The following is an 18770-nucleotide window of genomic DNA, read 5'->3' as shown; positions in this document are numbered from 1 at the left end:
CTTCGCGAGCAGGCTCGCTCCCACAGTAATCGAGGCAGGCCTGCGATTTTGTGATCGACATCAATCCCTGTGGGAGCGAGCCTGCTCGCGAAGGGCGCGCCGCCGATGTTCAGTCGAACATGAACAGCGCATCATTGCTGAACTGCGCTTCAAACCGGCTCGCCGGCATCGGCCGGCCGAACAGATAGCCCTGAACCTCATCGCAGCCGTGCTCGCGCAGGAAGTCCAGTTGCTCATGGGTTTCCACGCCCTCGGCGATCACCGCCAGATTGAGGCTGTGGGCCATGGCGATGATCGCGCGGGCGATCTGCGCGTCCTGCTCGCCGGACGGCAGGCCGTCGACGAAGGTACGGTCGATCTTCAGCACGTCGATCGGGAACTGCTTGAGGTAGTTCAGCGATGAATAACCGGTGCCGAAATCGTCGACCGCGATACTCAGACCAAGGTTTTTCAGCCCGGCGAGAATCTGCATGGCCTCGCTGACTTCGCGCATCAGGATACTTTCGGTCAGCTCCAGTTCCAGGCACGCCGGTGGCAGCCCGGTTTCCCGCAGGATGGTGGCGATGCGTGTACCGAGCTGGCCATCGGAGAACTGCCGCGCCGAGATGTTCACCGACACCTTCGGCACGCGAACCCGGTTCTGGTGCCAGGTCTTGAGCTGGCGGCAGGCTTCGCTGATGACCCAGTCGCCAACGTCGACCACCAGACCGAGCTCTTCCAGCACCGGAATGAAATCCCCCGGCGGCACCAGCCCGCGACGCGGATGGCGCCAGCGCAGCAGCGCTTCGGCACCGGTCAGGCGTTTGCCGTCGCCGCTGAACTGCGGCTGGTAATACAGGACGAATTCGTTCTGTTCCAGCGCATGGCGCAGATCGCTTTCCAGCTCAAGACGCTCCAGCGCACTGGCGTTCATGTCGGCCTGATAGAACTGGAAGTTGTTCTTGCCACGCTCCTTGGCGTGGTACATCGCGGTATCGGCGTTCTTCATCAACTGGCTGAGTTCGTTGCCGTCCTGCGGACTCAAAGCGATGCCGATACTGGCGGTGACGAAGAACTCGCGGCCTTCCAGCACGAACGGTTTCACCAGGCTGGCAAGGATCTGCTCGGCCACATGAATCGCCCGGTTCAGCGCCATTTCGCGGCTGGAGCGGTGTTGCAGGAGCAGGGTGAACTCGTCGCCGCCCATGCGCGCCACGGTGTCGTCTTCGTCGACGCAGGCCAGCAGGCGCGTGGCCATGTCTTTCAACATGCGGTCGCCGGCGGCGTGGCCGAGGGAGTCGTTGATCGGCTTGAAGCGGTCGAGGTCGAGGAACATCAGCACCACCCACGACTTCTGCCGTTCGGCCGATTGCAGCGCGGTGTGCAGGCGATCCTGGAACAGCGTGCGGTTCGGCAGGTGGGTCAGGGCGTCGTAGTAGGCGAGGCGATGAATGCGTTGTTCGCTGGCCTTGCGCTCGCTGATGTCGCTGAAGAAACACACGTAACTGGCGAGGTCGCCTTCATCGTCGAGTACCGCCGTGATGCCGACCCACGCCGGGTAATGCTCGCCGTTACGACGCTTGAGCCAGACTTCGCCTTCCCAGGTGCTGTGCTGATGCAGTTGCTTGAGCACGTAACGCAGGTGTGCGTCCTGTTGTTCGTCGACGGTGAGCATGTTCGGCAACTGATCGAGCACTTCCGAGACTGCATAACCGCTGACCCGGCTGAAGGCTTCGTTGGCCTGCACGATGTAACCGGCGGGGTCGGTGATCAGGATCGCCGAAGTCGAGTGCTCGAATACCGTGGCCGCCATACGCAAGTCTTTTTCGGCGCGGCGTTGCTGACTGATATCGCGACCGACGCCGAGCACGCCTTCGAAGGCGCCGTGTTCATCCCACACCAACACCAGGCGCAGCTCGATCGGGATCTTGCGACCGTCGGCGCGCAGGCAGTCGAACAGGAACATCTGCGTTTGCACTTGGCTTCGCAGCTGTGCGAGTTGCTCAGGCTTGTCGAGCGCTTTGCTGACCCGGTCCATCAGGGAATAGATGCCGCTCAGCTGCTGCGGGTTGGCGATGGTCGATTGCCAGCCGTTCTGGAAAATCCACTCGGCGTCGTAACCCAGCACCGCCTGCACCGACGGGCTGACGTAGTTCAACGACAGCTTGCTGTCGGTGGAGAAAATCACGTCGCTGATGCTTTCGGCGAGCATGCGGTAGCGCTGCTCGCTGTCACGCAGCGATTCACTGGCCTCGATCTGCTCGGTGATGTCCTTGGCCACGCCGATGATCCGCGTGACCTGATCGTGTTTGTCCCGGGCCAGCGCTTGCTCACGAATGTCGAAGCGCCGCCACTTGCCGTCACGATGGCGGAAGCGCAGCTGACATTGTAGCAACTGACTGTAACCGGCGTGCCGCTGCATCTGCCGTGAGCGGTGGTAATAGTCGGCGTCCTCCGGGTGCAGGAGGATTTCCCAGAAGTACTCGCCCATCTGGTGCAGCTCGGAGCGGTTGTAACCGAGGGTCTGGCCGAGGTGATGGTTGCTGAAGATCATCCGCTGGCTGATCACGTCCTGCACATACAGATGATCCGGCACCGTGCGCACCACGTCCGACCAGAAGCCTTCGCGCTCCAGCAGCGACAGTTCGATCAGCTTGCGGCTGGTGATGTCGTTGATGCTCAGAATCACCGCTTTATAGTCGTGCAGCTCTTCAGGCAGGCGCAGAACCATCCACAGGTGCTGATCGCGGCCATTGATATCCGGCAGTCTGATTTCCAGTTCCAGTTGATTCTGTTGCTGCAGAACGGCGTCGAGCACCTGGTTGCCGATGGCGCACTGGCTGTGCGGCTGGCCGTCGATCAGCAGTTGCCAGGCGTGCTCGCAGGAATTGACATTGAGCAGCTGCAGCGCGACCTGATTGACCTCGGTAACGCGCAGTTCTTGCAGCAGTTGCTGGCGCTGGGCCGGTTGGTCGAGCCAGGCCTTGAGCTGGTCGCTGGTCTGGATCTGCGCCTTGTCGAACACTTGCTTGAGGCCGGACAGATCGAGCACGCACAGCGCAACACCGGTGCCTTCGAAGATGTCCTGATAACGCCGGCGGCCTTCATGCAACTGGCGCTGGCGGCGACGCATGTTCAGCAGCGCGATCACTGGCAGCATCGAGAACGCCAGACCCAGCAGGCATTTGCCGATAAACGCCGGCAACAGTTCTTCGAGCACCCGCTGACGGTCGAACAGCCCGCGCAACTGCCAGTCGCTGCTGCTCAGCGGCACGGTTAAAACAGTGTTGGCCAGGTCGTCGGGGCTCAGCACGCCGGGCCTGGCTGAAGACAGCGCTTCGTCGCGGCTGATGATCTGGTGGTTGAGGCGGTTTTCCACCAGCCACAATGGGCGGATGCCGGTTTCGCCCTGCTGGGTCAGCGAGTCGAAGAAGGTCGGGGTCAGGCGCAACACCCAGTAACCGCGCGTGCTGCCGCTGGCTTGATGCAATAACAGATGCACCACCGAGCCGTCGTCGGCGTTGCTGAAGTAATGCGCCTGGGCGCGGCTGCGGCGCACCAGTTCAGCGAGGTAATCGGCGTCGTGGCTGTCGCTGGCGCTGTCGTTGAGGATTTTTCCGGACGGGCTGAGCAGGGCCAGGCTGCGCACGTCCGGCAGCGATTGCTGGAGCTTGCGCAGCAGCGCCTGCTGTTCGTCGGACGACTGTGGCTGTTCGACGATCGGTAGCAGGTTGAGGGCGATTTGCGCATTCAGCGACATGTTCAGGCTGACCTGCGAGGCGAGGTCGGCGGTGTAGTCGATGGTGTACTGGCGCTGGTTTTTCTGGGTCTCGCGCAATTGGTCGAGCAACTGCCAGAACAGCAATGCCAGCAGCAAAAGTACCAGCGTCGCCAAGGCACCCTTCAATGTTCCGCGCAGGGGCGAGCCGGTCCCCGGATTGGACGCGCTCACAGATGCTGGCGGGGTAACGTTGGACAAGCTGAAATCCTGCGGTTTGGCTGGACTGGCGCGACGTGCACTATAAGCCGGACGCCCGAAGGGCGGCTAGCATGCCTTGAGTTGTGGCGAAGTGCCAGCCCCGCTCGGCTGGACTGCCACCGGTCATTCAGGTAGCTTTGCCGGTTACGCGGGAGCGTTCCAGCTCCTAGACTCAGACTTTTTCAGCGCGCACGCATTGATGACCATCAAGTGAACGACGCGCATCGGTCTGGCCGGGCATCGCCTGCGCTCCAATCATTCATCTGTCACTGACCCAAGGTTCTCCATGGCTCAATACGTCTTCACCATGCATCGGCTGGGCAAAGTTGTTCCGCCGAAGCGGGAAATCCTGAAAAACATTTCGCTGTCGTTCTTCCCCGGCGCCAAGATCGGCGTACTCGGCCTCAACGGTTCGGGTAAGTCCACGCTGCTGAAAATCATGGCCGGCGTCGACACCGAGTTCGAGGGCGAAGCCCGTCCGATGCCGGATCTGAACATCGGTTATCTGCCGCAAGAGCCACAACTTGATCCGACCAAGACCGTGCGTGAAGTGGTCGAGGAAGCGGTCAGCGTGATCAAGGACGCGCAAGCGCGTCTGGACGAGGTCTACGCCGCTTACGCCGATCCGGATGCCGACTTCGACAAGCTGGCTGCCGAACAGGCCAAGCTCGAAGCGATCCTGCAGGCCAGCGATGGTCACAACCTGGAGCGTCAACTGGAAGTCGCCGCCGATGCGCTGCGTCTGCCGGCGTGGGATGCCAAGGTCGAACACCTGTCCGGTGGTGAAAAGCGTCGTGTGGCCCTGTGTCGTCTGCTGCTGTCCGCCCCGGACATGCTGCTGCTCGACGAACCGACCAACCACCTGGACGCTGACTCCGTGGCGTGGCTGGAGCACTTCCTGCACGACTTCCCGGGCACCGTGGTCGCGATCACGCACGACCGTTACTTCCTGGATAACGTTGCTGGCTGGATTCTCGAACTCGACCGCGGCGCGGGCATTCCTTACGAGGGCAACTATTCGGGTTGGCTGGAAGCCAAGTCCGATCGTCTGGCCCAGGAATCCAAGCAACAGTCGGCTCACGAAAAAGCCATGAAGGAAGAACTGGAGTGGGTGCGCAAAGGCGCCAAGGCCCGCCAGTCGAAATCCAAGGCACGTCTGCAACGCTTCGAAGAAATGCAATCGCAGGAATTCCAGAAGCGTTCGGAAACCAACGAGATCTACATCCCGGCCGGTCCGCGTCTGGGCGACAAGGTCATCGAATTCAAGAACGTCACCAAGGGCTACGGCGATCGCGTCCTGATCGACAACCTGTCGTTCTCCATGCCGAAGGGCGCCATTGTGGGCGTGATCGGTGGTAACGGTGCCGGTAAATCGACCCTGTTCCGCATGCTGATGGGCAAGGAAACGCCGGATTCGGGCAGCATCGAAATCGGCGAAACCGTGCAACTGGCCTGCGTTGACCAGAGCCGTGAAGACCTCGACGGCAGCAAGACCGTGTTCCAGCAGATCTCCGACGGTTCCGACCAGATCCGCATCGGCAACTACGAGATCCCGTCGCGCACCTACGTCGGTCGCTTCAATTTCAAGGGCGGCGATCAGCAGAAGTTCGTCAAGGACCTGTCCGGTGGTGAGCGCGGTCGTCTGCACCTGGCGCTGACCCTGAAGGAGGGCGGCAACGTTCTGCTGCTCGACGAACCGTCCAACGACCTCGACGTCGAAACCCTGCGTTCCCTGGAAGAAGCCTTGCTGGACTTCCCGGGCGCCGCCATTGTGATCTCTCACGATCGCTGGTTCCTGGACCGCGTCGCGACCCACATCCTGGCGTACGAAGACGACTCGCAAGCGGTGTTCTTCGAAGGCAACTACACCGAGTACGAAGCCGACCGCAAAAAACGCCTCGGCGAAGCAGCGGCCCAGCCACACCGGGTACGCCACAAGAAACTGGCCTGATTCGGGTTGGTTGGATGAAAAAGCGGAGCCTTCGGGCTCCGTTTTTTTTGCCTGGGTTTCTTCAGCAATACCGGGTTGCGTTCATCGCTGGCAAGCCAGCTCCCACAGGTTTTTTGTTGTACCTGGAATGTGTGGACGCCGCGAAAACTGTGGGAGCTGGCTTGCCAGCGATAGCGGTGTAACTGTTGGTGCATCACTTCAATCTGATCTCCCCATTCAGGTGCAAAATTAGATCAAAAACCGCCTGATTTATATCCTGTGCACCATTTAATTTCATAACTGCGACATTTTGCGCTGTTACTGTGCGCAATTCGTTTGTTACAGTCCGGCTCAATCGCTTCCAACTACAATAAATTTGCCGAGACTTTTCCCATGATCGAATCCGTCGAATCCTTCCTCGCCCGCCTGAAAAAACGCGACCCGGATCAACCCGAATTCCACCAGGCCGTCGAAGAAGTCCTGCGCAGTCTGTGGCCGTTTCTCGAAGCCAATCCGCATTACCTGACCTCAGGGATTCTGGAGCGTATCTGCGAGCCGGAGCGGGCGATTGTGTTTCGCGTGTCGTGGGTCGACGATCAGGGCAAGGTCCAGGTCAATCGCGGTTTCCGCATCCAGATGAACAGCGCCATCGGCCCGTACAAGGGCGGCTTGCGTTTCCATCCTTCGGTGAACCTGGGCGTGTTGAAGTTTCTCGCCTTCGAGCAGACCTTCAAGAACTCTCTGACCTCATTGCCCATGGGCGGCGGCAAGGGCGGTTCGGACTTCGATCCGAAGGGCAAGAGCGACGCTGAAGTGATGCGTTTTTGTCAGGCGTTCATGAGCGAGCTGTACCGCCACATCGGCGCGGACGTCGATGTGCCGGCTGGCGACATCGGTGTCGGGGCGCGGGAGATCGGCTTCCTGTTCGGCCAGTACAAACGCCTGAGCAACCAGTTCACCAGCGTGTTGACCGGCAAAGGCATGACCTACGGCGGCAGCCTGATTCGCCCGGAAGCCACCGGTTTCGGTTGCGTGTACTTCGCCGAAGAAATGCTCAAGCGCCGCGGACAGACCGTCGAAGGCAAACGCGTGGCGATCTCCGGTTCCGGCAATGTCGCCCAGTACGCGGCGCGCAAGGTCATGGACCTGGGCGGCAAGGTGATTTCCCTGTCCGACTCCGAAGGCACGTTGTACTGCGAATCGGGCCTGAGCGAAGAACAGTGGCTGGCGCTGCTGGAACTGAAAAACGTCAAACGCGGACGCATCAGCGAATTGGCCACGGCGTTCGGTCTGGAGTTCCGCGCCGGGCAGTTGCCGTGGTCGCTGCCGTGCGACATCGCGCTGCCGTGCGCCACGCAGAACGAACTCGACGCCAACGCCGCGCGCGCACTGCTGCGCAACGGCTGCGTGTGCGTCGCCGAGGGCGCGAACATGCCGACCACGCTGGAGGCTGTGGATATCTTTATCGAGGCCGGCATTCTGTTCGCCCCGGGCAAGGCGTCGAACGCCGGCGGGGTCGCGGTCAGCGGGCTGGAGATGTCGCAGAACGCCATGCGCCTGCTGTGGACCGCTGGCGAGGTGGACAGCAAGTTGCACGCGATCATGCAGTCGATCCACCATGCTTGCGTGCATTATGGCGAAGAGAACGGGCGGATCAACTACGTCAAAGGCGCGAACATCGCTGGCTTCGTCAAAGTCGCCGATGCGATGTTGGCCCAAGGCGTGGTTTAAGCCGGTTCGATGCGAATCACTTCAATCACCTGATCGCCGGCGGGGCGCTGCCACAGCACCTCGTCATTGAGTCGGGCGCCGAGCAGCGCCCGGCCCAGCGGCGAGCCCCAGTTGATCAGGCCCAGACTGGCGTCGGCCTGATCTTCGCCGACCAGTTGCACCCGACTTTCGGTGTCGTGCTCGTCGGCAAAGGTCACCCAACTGCCAATCTGCACTTTTTCGGTAGAGGTCGCGGCGGCAGCGACCTGTGCACTGGTGAGGCGTTGGTTGAAGTAGCGCAAATCCCTTTCGAGATCGGCCAGGCGCTGCTTGTCGGCTTGTTCGCCCTTGGCCGATTGTTCGGCGTGCAGGGCTTGCAGCTCGGCGACTTTGGCCTGCAGCTGCGCCAGCCCCTGCGGTGTGACGTAATTGGGCTGCGCGCTGACCTGCCGTTCGACGGGCTGATCGGCTTGCGCGGCGGCATTGTCTTCGTTGACGAAAGCGCGGCTCATGCTGTCCTCCTCTGCATAGAGTTTGGGCCATGGTCGCCGGCATTTGGTTTCACTGGATGTCTGGAAACGACCTATTGCGAGCGATAGGCCCGTCCGGCGTCCTGATCCTTCTGTTGCTGCCAGGCGCGCTCGCGCTCGTCCCAGTGCTCGTTGCGATACTCTTCGCGATCCTTGTTCTCGAGCATCGCCTGACACTGGCGAAAGCCGTCGGTCCAGCCTTCGGCGTATTGCTTGTCTTTGAGGTAGCGCGGCACGTTCTTGCGAAACTCGCCACTGATCGAGCCGGCGGCTTGCCGGCCACTGACGCAACCGTCATCGAAACCGTCGGCGAAGGCCGGTGGATAACCTTTGGCGATCAAGTCTTCATGGGTGGTCTGGCAACCCCCGAGCAACAGCAAAACACCCAACAGTCCCGCACACCGCCACATCGCACTCTCCCGCGCCGATTCTCGGCTGATAGGGAAAGTCTAGAAGGTGATTCGTTGGTGGGGTGTGAAAGGAAGATCAAAAGATCGCAGCCTGCGGCAGCTCCTACAGGAAAAATGCATTCCCACTGTAGGAGCTGCCGCAGGCTGCGATCTTTTAATAGTGATACCACTTCACTTCGAGCATCACTTCGTTTTCCGGCGTCGCCACATGACTGAACTCACGCTGCGCACTCAGGCGCAAACCGAGGTTGCGCGACAATTCCCACTGCTGGTTCAGGCTCAGGCTACGGCGCACTTCACCATTGAAGAAGTAATCGCCCTTGGCTTCCAGGCTGAGATTGCCCAGCGGGTTTTTCCACAACACGCCGGTATTGAAACCGCCGGCCGGGGAGACGAATTCGGCGAAGTCATTGTTGTGTTCGATGCGCACCGTGCCAAGGGCAAAACCGAGCGTGTCTTCGCCCAGTTGCCAGGTGCCGCCACCGCCGCCGTTGACGTGGCTGACCAGGTTTTCGTCATCGTGTTTGCCCGGTACGCGCTCAAGGCCGCCAGTGACTTGCCACGACAGCGGCTGCAGCAACTCATTGCGCGGGGTCAGCGAGCGAATGGTCGCCAGATCCAGTTGCTGGAATTGCCATTGGTTGCCTTCGTACTGGCGCAGCTTCATTTGCAGGATTTCGATCTGTGCGCCGAGGGGGAAGCTTTCGGCGTTGTCGTTGAGGTCGTGATAGGCCATGCGCAAACCGTACTCGCCGAACGCACGGTCGCCCCGGGTGCCGATGCCGGCCTGCCAGGTGCGTGATTCGTGGCCGTCTTCGGGCAGGCCCGGTTGGGGGATCTGCAGCTCCGGCGCCGGGTTCTTGTTGATCGCCCGCAGCAGTTCGAAGCTGCGCTGAGCGCGCTGCGGATCACGTTCCTGACCGTTGGCGCGGTAGCGTTCCAGGCGATACGCAGCATCGATGATCAGCGCCTGTCGATCCCGGGGCAGACCCTTGAAGGTCGGGTCTTGCAACACTTGCTGATCGGCGCTGACTTTCAGCACCCATTGCTGTTCGTCACTGCTCAACGGCTGGGCGCGGCTGAGCAATTCACGTTCGCGGGACGGGCGGTATTCGATACTTTCCACCAGTCCGGCTTCCTTCACGGCTTTGACCGTGTCGGTAGGGATGGCAGTCAGCGGGAATTGCTCGGTCAGGCGCAGGCTTGGACGCGCCACCTGCAGCAGTTCGAGCAGGCGATAGGAGCAGTTTTCGTCGAAGAAGAAATAGTCGAACTGGATCTGCTTCAGCTCCCACACATGTTCGACCATACGTGCGGTTTCTGCTTGCGTCAGGTTCAGCCGGTATTCCCACAGGTCGCGGTTTTCCAGGCTGCGGTACTCGGAGAGTTTTTCCTGATACGGCACCAGCGCGAACAGCCCCGGGTAGCCGCCCATCAAACCTTTCCAGGCGTAGAGGATGCTGTTGTCGGAGCTTTCGATGTAGGCGCCGAAGTTGATCGCGTAACTCAACAGCGAAGTCTTGTCGGCCTGCACATCGGCCTGATCGATGCGCAGCAGGGTGTGGCCGAACATCGACGACGGACTGTTGAGGTACGCCGCCGGGAAGATCATCACCGCGCTGTGCGGCGAGACGTCCTTGAACCATTTCTTGAATTCGGCGCAATCGGGGGCGGGCAGATCGGTCAGGTTGAGCTGCGCTTTCAGCCAGCGGGTGCGGGCCGGATAGACGCACTGCGCGTGCTGCTCGCCGAGACTGGCCGGGGCGTACAGCGCTTGCACGGTGGCGGCCAACTCATGGTCGGGGTGTTCGTTGCCATCAGGCGCGAGAAAGAATTTCCTGTCGCTGACATAGCTGCGCCAGCCGCCGAGCTTGGCGGTTTCGTAATGACCGAGGGAAATCCAGAAGCGGTCGTTGGCCAGTTGCTGCAAACGTTGAGGGTCGATGTGAGGCGCGGCGGACAGCGGGGCGCAGACACAGAGCGCCAGCCAGGCAAGGCGTTTGAGCATAAGTGGCAACTTAAGTCGAAAGAAAAAAACCGGATCGGGCTGCGATCACTCCCTGTGGCGAGGGGATATATCCCCGATGGGCTGCGAAGCGGCCCTCATACCTGCAAAACTCGGTGTATCAGATACACCCAATTGAATGGTTTCACGACTGCTACGCAGCCGATCGGGGATAAATCCCCTCACCACAGGTTCAGCGTCACATTCGAGTGATTGCACTCAAAACAAAACCCGCTTCCCGAAAGAAGCGGGTGGGGTCGAGCTTAAGCCTGAGTGGCGTACTTGGCCAGACGTGGGTCTGATTTCAGTACAGCCAGGGTGTTGGTATGCACGTCTTCGGCGGTCACGTCAGCCTTGCTGAAGATTTGCTGGAAGTGCTCGTGAGTGACAGCAGCGAAATGCGCACGGTCTTCCGGCGCCACGCCCAGTACCACGGCGTAGGTCGTCAGCGCTTCGCCGTTGCCCTTGGCCATGTCTTCGGACAGCTCGTTCATCATGCCATTCATGGCGAACCAGGATTTACCGCCGTAGGTCAGCGACGCGTTGGTCGAGCAACCGTTGGTGCCGGAAGTCATACCGAACGTAGCGTTACCGGAAGTGCCGTTGGTGGTGGATGCCAGGAAGTGGGCCGGGGTGCCACGCTGACCTTCGAACAGCATGTTGCCCCAACCGCAATCCGGACCGCCTGGCGCTTGCGCCATGGCATTGAGGGAAACAACGGTGAAGAGAGTACCGAGAAGAATCCGTTTCATAGCTTTGTTCTCTTTGTGTGCATACCAATGGACAGGGTTCTGGCCCCCCAAGTGCTGCCTAGACAGACCCTTTTGAAGCCAGTGGGCCGGTTATTAGTTCCAGCCGCGCAGTTTGGAGTTTAGGCACGTTCCCGTGGTTCCGTGATTTTTTGCTGATTATTCGTTGCAATCCCCGGAATAACGGGGCGGGCCGCGCGGCTCGGCGCTTGTCTATGCTTTGTCGCATGGCGCGCCTTGCCAGTGGGGCACGGGCAGCGCCAGAATGCCGCTATCTGCCCCGCCTGATTGTTAAGGAAGCCCGATGCCTGATCCTGTTGCTGCCAGCTTGCGTCTAGCGCCCGAAGCGCTGACCCGTCCGTTTTCCGCTGAACAGTTCAGCTTCACTACCACCAATGATCTGGAGCCCTTTCGCGGTGTGCTTGGCCAGGAACGTGCGGTCGAAGCCTTGCAGTTCGGTGTGGCCATGCCACGCCCCGGTTACAACGTCTTTGTCATGGGCGAACCGGGCACCGGTCGCTTCTCATTCGTCAAACGCTACCTGAAGGCCGAAGGCAAACGCCTGCAGACCCCGGCGGACTGGGTCTACGTCAACAACTTCGATGAGCCGCGCGAACCCCGCGCACTGGAACTGCCTTCGGGAACGGCCGCTGCGTTCATCGGCGACATCAACGGCTTGATCGACAACCTGCTGGCGACGTTTCCGGCGGTGTTCGAACACCCGTCCTACCAGCAGAAAAAAAGTGCCATCGACCGCGCCTTCAACCAGCGCTACGACAAGGCACTGGACGTCATCGAACGTCTGGCCCTGGAAAAAGACGTCGCCCTGTACCGCGACAGCAGCAACATCGCCTTCACCCCGATGCTCGAAGGCAAGGCGCTGGATGAAGCCGAGTTTTCGCAATTGCCGGAAGCCGAGCGCGAGCGTTTCCACGAAGATATTTCCGGTCTCGAAGAGCGGCTGAATGAAGAGCTTGCGAGCCTGCCGCAGTGGAAGCGCGAGTCGAACAATCAGTTGCGCCAGCTCAACGAAGAAACCATCACCCTGGCCTTGCAGCCGTTGCTGTCGCCGCTGTCGGAAAAGTACGCGGAGAACGCCGCGGTCTGCGGTTACCTGCAAGCGATGCAGGTGTATCTGCTGAAAACCGTGGTCGAGCAACTGGTCGACGACAGCAAGACCGATGCCGTGGCGCGCAAGCTGCTGGAAGAGCAATACGCGCCGAGCCTGGTGGTCGGTCATCCGCACAGTGGCGGTGCGCCGGTGGTGTTCGAACCGCATCCGACCTACGAAAACCTGTTCGGCCGCATTGAATACACCACCGATCAGGGCGCGCTTTACACCACTTATCGCCAGTTGCGCCCGGGCGCATTGCATCGCGCCAATGGCGGCTTCCTGATTCTTGAAGCGGAAAAAATGCTCAGTGAGCCGTTCGTGTGGGACGCACTCAAGCGCGCCCTGCAATCGCGCAAACTGAAGATGGAATCGCCGCTGGGCGAGATGGGCCGTTTCGCCACCGTGACCCTGAATCCGCAGCACATTCCGTTGCAGGTCAAAGTGGTGATCATCGGTGCGCGGCAGTTGTATTACACGCTGCAGGACCTCGATCCGGACTTCCAGGAGATGTTCCGTGTGCTGGTCGACTTCGACGAAGACATCCCGATGGTCGACGAAAGCCTGGAGCAGTTCGCCCAGTTGCTGAAAACCCGCACTTCGGAAGAAGGCATGGCGCCGCTGACCGCCGATGCGGTGGCGCGTCTGGCGACCTATAGCGCACGGCTGGCCGAGCATCAGGGGCGTTTATCGGCGCGTATCGGCGACCTGTTCCAACTGGTCAGCGAGGCGGATTTCATTCGTCATCTGGCCGGTGATGAAATGACCGACGCCGGGCACATCGAGCGTGCGCTGAAAGCCAAAGCCACTCGCACTGGCCGCGTATCGGCGCGGATTCTCGACGACATGCTCGCCGGGATCATCCTGATCGACACCGACGGCGCCGCGGTCGGCAAGTGCAACGGGCTGACCGTGCTGGAAGTCGGCGATTCGGCGTTCGGTGTACCGGCGCGGATTTCCGCCACGGTGTACCCGGGTGGCAGCGGCATCGTCGACATCGAACGCGAGGTCAATCTCGGTCAGCCGATCCACTCCAAGGGCGTGATGATCCTCACCGGGTATCTGGGCAGCCGTTACGCCCAGGAATTCCCGCTGGCGATTTCCGCGAGCATTGCGCTCGAGCAATCCTACGGTTACGTCGATGGCGACAGTGCGTCGCTGGGCGAGGCTTGCACGTTGATTTCGGCGTTGTCGAAAACCCCGCTCAAGCAGTGCTTCGCGATCACTGGTTCCATCAACCAGTTCGGTGAAGTGCAGGCGGTCGGCGGGGTCAACGAGAAAATCGAGGGCTTCTTCCGTCTCTGCGAAGCACGTGGGCTGACGGGTGAGCAGGGCGCGATCATTCCGCAGGCCAACGTCGCCACGCTGATGCTCGACGAGAAGGTGCTGGCGGCCGTGCGCGCCGGGCAGTTCCACGTGTACGCGGTGCGTCAGGCCGATGAGGCGCTGAGCCTGTTGGTCGGCGAGCCGGCCGGTGAGCCGGATGCTGACGGTCAGTTCCCTGAAGGCAGCGTCAATGCGCGCGTGGTCGAGCGTCTTCGGGTGATTGCCGAGATGATCAGTGAAGAGGATCTGAAAGAGGCCGAGAAGGAGTTGGCGCAGGAGGCGTTGGCCGAGGCCAAACCCGCCTGAGACTTCATGCATTACATCTGTGGGAGCGAGCCTGCTCGCGAAAGCGGTGTATCGGACGACGAATGAGTCGCCTGACACTCCGCATTCGCGAGGGGGCTCGCTCCCACAGTGTTTTTCCAGATTGATTTTTGCGCTGATCTTCGGGAAAAGTGCCACTACTCTGGCGTCAGAATTCACACAATGACCATTCGGCGCCTTCTGGTTCTATCCGGCTTGCGCGGCGGACTTTTCTTCTATTCTCAGCTCAAGGACATCGACAGTATCACTGGATCGAAACAGCCTTCGCGTGAAGGCTGAATACAGGTTTTACCGAGGGTCGCCGCCATGTCGCGCAACCTCTGCCTCACCCGTCAATGCCTGGGTCTTGTGACCCGTATCGAATGCGCCATCAAACCCCTGGCCGGCGATAACGGCATGTGGACCTTGCTCTTCGCTGCCGGCATGGCCGGCGAACAACCCTCCGCCATCAAGGCTCAGGGCCCGTTTCATGGGCCGGTCGCCGCCGAGTCGATTCTCGACACCATTGTGGAAAGCCTGACGATGCACGGCTACGAGCTGGCCAATGATCCGCAGATCTGGAGCCTGCACCTGCAGGCGCAGCTGCGCCAGATCAACGGTGGCCGTGGACGTCCGGTCGGTGTGTTCGACCATTAGGTGTAATCACCGCGCCGTGTCGGGCAACGGCGCCTTGTCGAGCTTGACCTCAAAGCCGTATTGCACGGTATTGAGTTCAGTTCGCTGATAGGTCTCCACCTGCGTTGGACGGCCATAGAAGTAATGCACGCCGAACAGCGCCGGGCCTTGCGCACTCGCGTCGTGGCTGACCGAGAGAATCTGTTTCAGGTAGTTGCCGCTGTCGTCCTTGACGAAGAAACGCCAAGCGTTGGCCGGGAACCGTTTCAGGTCCACCACCAGTGTGTTGTTCTTGATCTCCAGGCCTTTGGGCAGGGCCTTGGCGTCGTAGGTTTGCTGGTCGACGGTCGCGAGAAACAATGGCATCGAGCCCACGGCAATCGCCGGGGTTTCCGGAAACAGGTTCAAATCGTAAGTGATCGTCGCTTGCAGCGGATCGACCTGATACGCCTCGGGCGGCAGTTCGATCGGCTCATCGAGTTTGCCGCTGCGTTTCTCGGTGAAGAAGGTCACGGGACTCTCGCCGGGGCTGAAGTCATCGCCGAGCAGCTCATCGTTGAAGGTTCGACGGTGAGAGAACTCGATGCGTGCAGCGCTCGGATCTTCCACGGACTGATGGATGCGGATGCCGGCCTTTAACGCTTCCTCGGTGAGGCTCGCGCCCTTGAGCCAGTTCGGCGCCAGGTCGTCATAGACGACTACCGCCGGGTCCAGCGGCTGGATGGCTTTTTCGGTGGTGTGCTGACTGAAGGTGCGCACCGGCAGGTCCAGCGCCTTGCGGGTCACGGTCGCCGATGAAAAATCCAGCACGCTGACTTCGAGGGTGTCGACGGGGCCGTTGAAGTAGACCTTGTTATAGCGGCGCGGATGCTGCTGTGCGAAGGCCTGCTGTTCGTCCTCAAGCTGTTTTTCCAGCGCCTCGCTCCAGGTTTTCTGCTGTTGCAGATGCGCCAGTTGTTTCTCGTAGAAGGCGACTTGTGCCGGGCTCTCATTGATTGAGCCGGCGCGCACCAGGTATTGCCCGGTGGTGTCGCGGGCCTGAACGATCAACGGATTGAGCTGTGCACCCTCGACCTCGGGGGCCAATGGCAGGCTGTTGCTGAATTCGACTTCGGCGTAGTTTTTCGCAAGCTTCAGCAGGGTGACGCTGAGGTTGTCATCGGTGCGGGTCTGGCCGACATCCTTCTGACTCAGGTTGAAGCTGAACAGGCGGCGCGGCGTGATGACTTCGACGTTGCCCTGCAGGCTCACTGGCTGCGGTTGTGTCTTCTTGTCGACGTCCAGCCCCTCGATGAAAGGGTAGGTCACGGTCAGGTCATCGGGGTTGGTGACGTTGGAGCTGGACGGGCTCAACTGGATGCCGGGATCGGTTTCCGACCACTCCGGCTGATAAGCGATCACGCGCTTGTTGCTCAGGGTCACCGACTGCCATTCCACGCCATGCGGGAACAGGAAACCGCCGGGAATGTTCAGATTGAAGGGGAACACCGGCTGCAGGTCGGTGAGGTAGTCGGAGCTGGCGTCCTTGTGCAATACGAACAGTCCGTTGATGAATGTATCGACCAGCGCCTGCGGCGAAGGGTAGTGCTTGAGGATGCCGAGGGAGTCTTCGCCGTAGACGGTTTTCAGGGGTGTGCTGTCGAGCTTGAGTTGCGCGCGTTCGAGCAACAGCAGCGAACCGCCGAGTTCGGTCACGGCATCCTTGAGCTTCGGATCGGTGATGGCGTCCAGTGAATGTTCGAAGGTTGCCGTCTTCGCGTCGAGGCTGACCGAGGGTTTTTTCTCTTCGCCGGGAGAGCAGCCGCCCAGCAGCAGAGCGAGGCAAATCCCGGCAGTTTTCAACGGCAATCGCACATCCATTTCCAGTCGTCCTGTCCACTTTCGCTAGGCGGTCAATGGTTTGGACAGTAGCAGAAAAAAAATCATACACACACGCAGGTTGCGCTGATTGGAGGTGCGGGGCGGGCCGTTTCTGGCTGTCACGGTCGGCTGGTATACTCGCCGCCGATTTCAATCCTTATTGTGTGAGAGTCAATGGAACGCTTTATCGAAAATGCAATGTACGCCACGCGCTGGCTGCTGGCGCCGATCTATATCGGGCTGTCCCTCGGGCTGCTGGCGCTGGCATTGAAATTCTTCCAGGAAGTGTTTCATGTCATTCCCAACGTGTTCTCCATGGCCGAATCGGATCTGATCCTGGTGCTGCTGTCGCTGATCGACATGGCGCTGGTGGGCGGCTTGCTGGTGATGGTGATGATTTCCGGCTACGAGAACTTCGTGTCCGAGCTGAACATCGACGAAGGCAAAGAGAAGCTCAGCTGGCTGGGCACCATGGACTCCTCGTCGCTGAAGATGAAAGTGGCGGCGTCGATCGTGGCGATTTCCTCGATCCATCTGCTGCGGATCTTCATGGATGCCAAGAACGTCGATCCCGAGCACCTGATGTGGTACGTGATCATCCACATGACCTTCGTGATTTCGGCGTTCGCGATGGGTTACCTGGACAAGCTCACCAAGCACTGATTATTGTTTGATCGCTGCAAAAACACCGCCCGTCTGTTGCGAAACAGACGGGCGGTGTCGTTTGCGGCTTGTGCTTTGGTGCGCGCGGGCATATCCCTGTAAAGGTCCTGGCTCGCCATCGCACGAGGTGCCTTCATGAACCTGCAAGAGTTGAATGCGTTTGCCATCGCCAGAAAGGTCGATGAGCTGAACCTGATCTCCATGGAGGGCGGGATTTATCTGCTCGAAGCGCGGATGCACGGGGCGGCGTATCCGCTGAGTGATCTCAAGGGCGAGATGCTGCAGCTGCGTTCGGTGGAGCACGCGCGGGATTTGCTGCATAACTTTCCGGTGCTGCCGTTCAACCTCGTCCATACCTCGGTGCACGACGAAATGTGCGGCCTGGGCGTCAGTGACGAGGAAAGCCTGAAAGTGCCGCTGGCGTGGCGCTCGGCCCTGTAGGCGTTGCGCGCCATTGCTGGGCATCTGTGCTAGTCTGCTCGCCCTTTTAGGTTCCGGGCGCGCCGGGACGCGCTGTGCACGCACGGCAAGTCTTGCGGCCGTCCGCACAGCGGAGCAGTGTCATGTCCGAAGTAAATCTGTCCACCGACGAAACCCGCGTCAGCTACGGCATTGGCCGTCAGCTGGGTGACCAGCTGCGCGACAACCCGCCACCGGGTGTCAGCCTGGACGCCATCCTGGCCGGTCTGACCGACGCATTCGCCGGCAAGCCAAGCCGTGTCGATCAGGAAGCCATGTCCGCCAGCTTCAAGGTGATCCGCGAGATCATGCAAGCCGAAGCCGCCGCCAAAGCTGAAGCGGCTGCCGGTGAAGGCCGTGCGTTCCTGGCTGAAAACGCCAAGAAAGAAGGCATCACTACTCTGGCTTCCGGTCTGCAATTCGAAGTGCTGACCCAAGGCGAAGGCGCCAAGCCATCCCGTGAAGACACCGTGCGTACTCACTACCACGGCATGCTGATCGACGGCACCGTGTTTGACAGTTCCTACGATCGTGGCCAGCCAGCAGAATTTCCGGTGGGCGGCGTGATCGCCGGCTGGACCGAAGCCCTGCAACTGATGAACGCCGGCAGCAAATGGCGCCTGTACGTGCCGAGCGAACTGGCTTACGGCGCTCAAGGCGTTGGCAGCATCCCGCCGCACAGCGTTCTGGTGTTCGACGTCGAGCTGCTGGACGTTCTGTAAAACCTTTGTGGGAGCAAGCTTGCTCGCGAATGCAGGCGATCCGGTTCAAATCTGCAATCGCGTTGCTGCCTTCGCGAGCAAGCTCGCTCCCACAGGTTTTGGGTTGCTTTTCATATTTCGATCTTGTGATGCAGCTCATGGGTCGGGCGCAAGGCCCGGGCATAGCAGAACAGGAACAGATTGCGCACCAGCTCCTTGAGCACCAGCGGCTCGCTGGAATTCAGGCTGCTGACGTCCAGATCGCCCTGATCCTGCAGCTCATGCAGGGCTTCTTCTTCCAGAACCGCACAGACTTCCCCGGTTTCCCGATGCAGGATCCTGAGGTACGGGTGTGGGCGATCCAGCCAGGCATCGATCAAATAAGTCATGGGTCTCATCTCCTTGAAAGGTTTCAATGA

At 60.4% G+C, this 18770-nt stretch carries 14 protein-coding genes; 7 read left to right on the top strand and 7 right to left on the bottom strand.

What is annotated here, in order from left to right:
* Positions 1-109: 109 nt before the first annotated feature.
* Positions 110-3958 (bottom strand): sensor domain-containing protein, encoded by a 3849-nt coding sequence (locus ACYZUM_RS21965; protein WP_108183854.1) that lies wholly within the window; start codon positions 3956-3958, stop codon positions 110-112.
* 286 nt (positions 3959-4244) lie between these two features.
* On the opposite strand from ACYZUM_RS21965, the gene ettA reads away from it, so the two are divergent.
* The gene (ettA, locus tag ACYZUM_RS21960; RefSeq protein ID WP_041065248.1) at positions 4245-5909 is read left to right on the top strand and encodes an energy-dependent translational throttle protein EttA; all 1665 of its coding nucleotides are present in this window, start codon (positions 4245-4247) and stop codon (positions 5907-5909) included.
* Positions 5910-6281: 372 nt separating this feature from the next.
* Complete coding sequence (gdhA, locus tag ACYZUM_RS21955) at positions 6282-7619, top strand: NADP-specific glutamate dehydrogenase (protein ID WP_108183853.1); 1338 nt, start codon at positions 6282-6284, stop codon at positions 7617-7619.
* Here gdhA and ACYZUM_RS21950 read toward each other — a convergent pair.
* The 4 genes from ACYZUM_RS21950 to ACYZUM_RS21935 all read right to left on the bottom strand — a co-directional run bounded on the left by ACYZUM_RS21950 (position 7616) and on the right by ACYZUM_RS21935 (position 11295).
* On the bottom strand, positions 7616-8110 hold the full coding sequence (locus tag ACYZUM_RS21950) for a GreA/GreB family elongation factor (protein ID WP_108183852.1): 495 nt from the start codon (positions 8108-8110) through the stop codon (positions 7616-7618). The two genes, gdhA and ACYZUM_RS21950, sit on opposite strands and share 4 nt — an antisense overlap.
* A 71-nt stretch (positions 8111-8181) precedes the next feature.
* Positions 8182-8538, bottom strand: a complete 357-nt coding sequence (locus ACYZUM_RS21945) for a hypothetical protein (protein WP_007963787.1) — start codon at positions 8536-8538, stop codon at positions 8182-8184.
* Between the two features lie 154 nt (positions 8539-8692).
* Complete coding sequence (locus ACYZUM_RS21940; RefSeq protein ID WP_108183851.1) at positions 8693-10546, bottom strand: Lnb N-terminal periplasmic domain-containing protein; 1854 nt, start codon at positions 10544-10546, stop codon at positions 8693-8695.
* Between the two features lie 260 nt (positions 10547-10806).
* On the bottom strand, positions 10807-11295 hold the full coding sequence (locus ACYZUM_RS21935; protein ID WP_041065261.1) for a DUF3015 domain-containing protein: 489 nt from the start codon (positions 11293-11295) through the stop codon (positions 10807-10809).
* Positions 11296-11596: 301 nt separating this feature from the next.
* On the opposite strand from ACYZUM_RS21935, the gene ACYZUM_RS21930 reads away from it, so the two are divergent.
* Together ACYZUM_RS21930 and ACYZUM_RS21925 are read left to right on the top strand one after the other, a co-directional pair.
* Positions 11597-14035, top strand: coding sequence for a Lon protease family protein (locus ACYZUM_RS21930; RefSeq protein ID WP_086792869.1), 2439 nt, complete (start codon positions 11597-11599; stop codon positions 14033-14035).
* A gap of 324 nt (positions 14036-14359) precedes the next feature.
* Positions 14360-14689 carry a PA4575 family protein gene (locus tag ACYZUM_RS21925; protein ID WP_047296668.1) on the top strand — a complete coding sequence of 110 codons (330 nt, stop codon included), beginning with the start codon at positions 14360-14362 and terminating at the stop codon, positions 14687-14689.
* A 6-nt stretch (positions 14690-14695) separates the two neighbouring features.
* Here the strand turns inward: ACYZUM_RS21925 and ACYZUM_RS21920 are convergent, their stop codons facing one another.
* A complete protein-coding gene (locus ACYZUM_RS21920; RefSeq protein WP_108183850.1) occupies positions 14696-16528 on the bottom strand; it encodes a hypothetical protein in 1833 nt (610 codons plus the stop codon).
* 174 nt (positions 16529-16702) lie between these two features.
* Between ACYZUM_RS21920 and ACYZUM_RS21915 the strand changes: the two genes are divergently transcribed.
* From ACYZUM_RS21915 to ACYZUM_RS21905, 3 genes are all read left to right on the top strand, one after another.
* Positions 16703-17191, top strand: coding sequence for a TIGR00645 family protein (locus ACYZUM_RS21915; RefSeq protein ID WP_007963798.1), 489 nt, complete (start codon positions 16703-16705; stop codon positions 17189-17191).
* Between the two features lie 135 nt (positions 17192-17326).
* Positions 17327-17632: a DUF6482 family protein gene (locus tag ACYZUM_RS21910; RefSeq protein ID WP_096795239.1), complete on the top strand. Its 306-nt coding sequence runs from the start codon at positions 17327-17329 to the stop codon at positions 17630-17632.
* Between the two features lie 122 nt (positions 17633-17754).
* Positions 17755-18372: an FKBP-type peptidyl-prolyl cis-trans isomerase gene (locus tag ACYZUM_RS21905; RefSeq protein WP_003228367.1), complete on the top strand. Its 618-nt coding sequence runs from the start codon at positions 17755-17757 to the stop codon at positions 18370-18372.
* 110 nt (positions 18373-18482) lie between these two features.
* Here the strand turns inward: ACYZUM_RS21905 and ACYZUM_RS21900 are convergent, their stop codons facing one another.
* A complete protein-coding gene (locus tag ACYZUM_RS21900) occupies positions 18483-18740 on the bottom strand; it encodes a PA4570 family protein (protein ID WP_008078558.1) in 258 nt (85 codons plus the stop codon).
* Between the last annotated feature and the right edge of the window lie 30 nt (positions 18741-18770).

The organism is Pseudomonas sp. m6p, assembly GCF_055760375.1.
The sequence above is the reverse complement of the archived record's forward strand: the minus strand, read 5'-3'. Positions and strand labels throughout refer to the sequence as shown.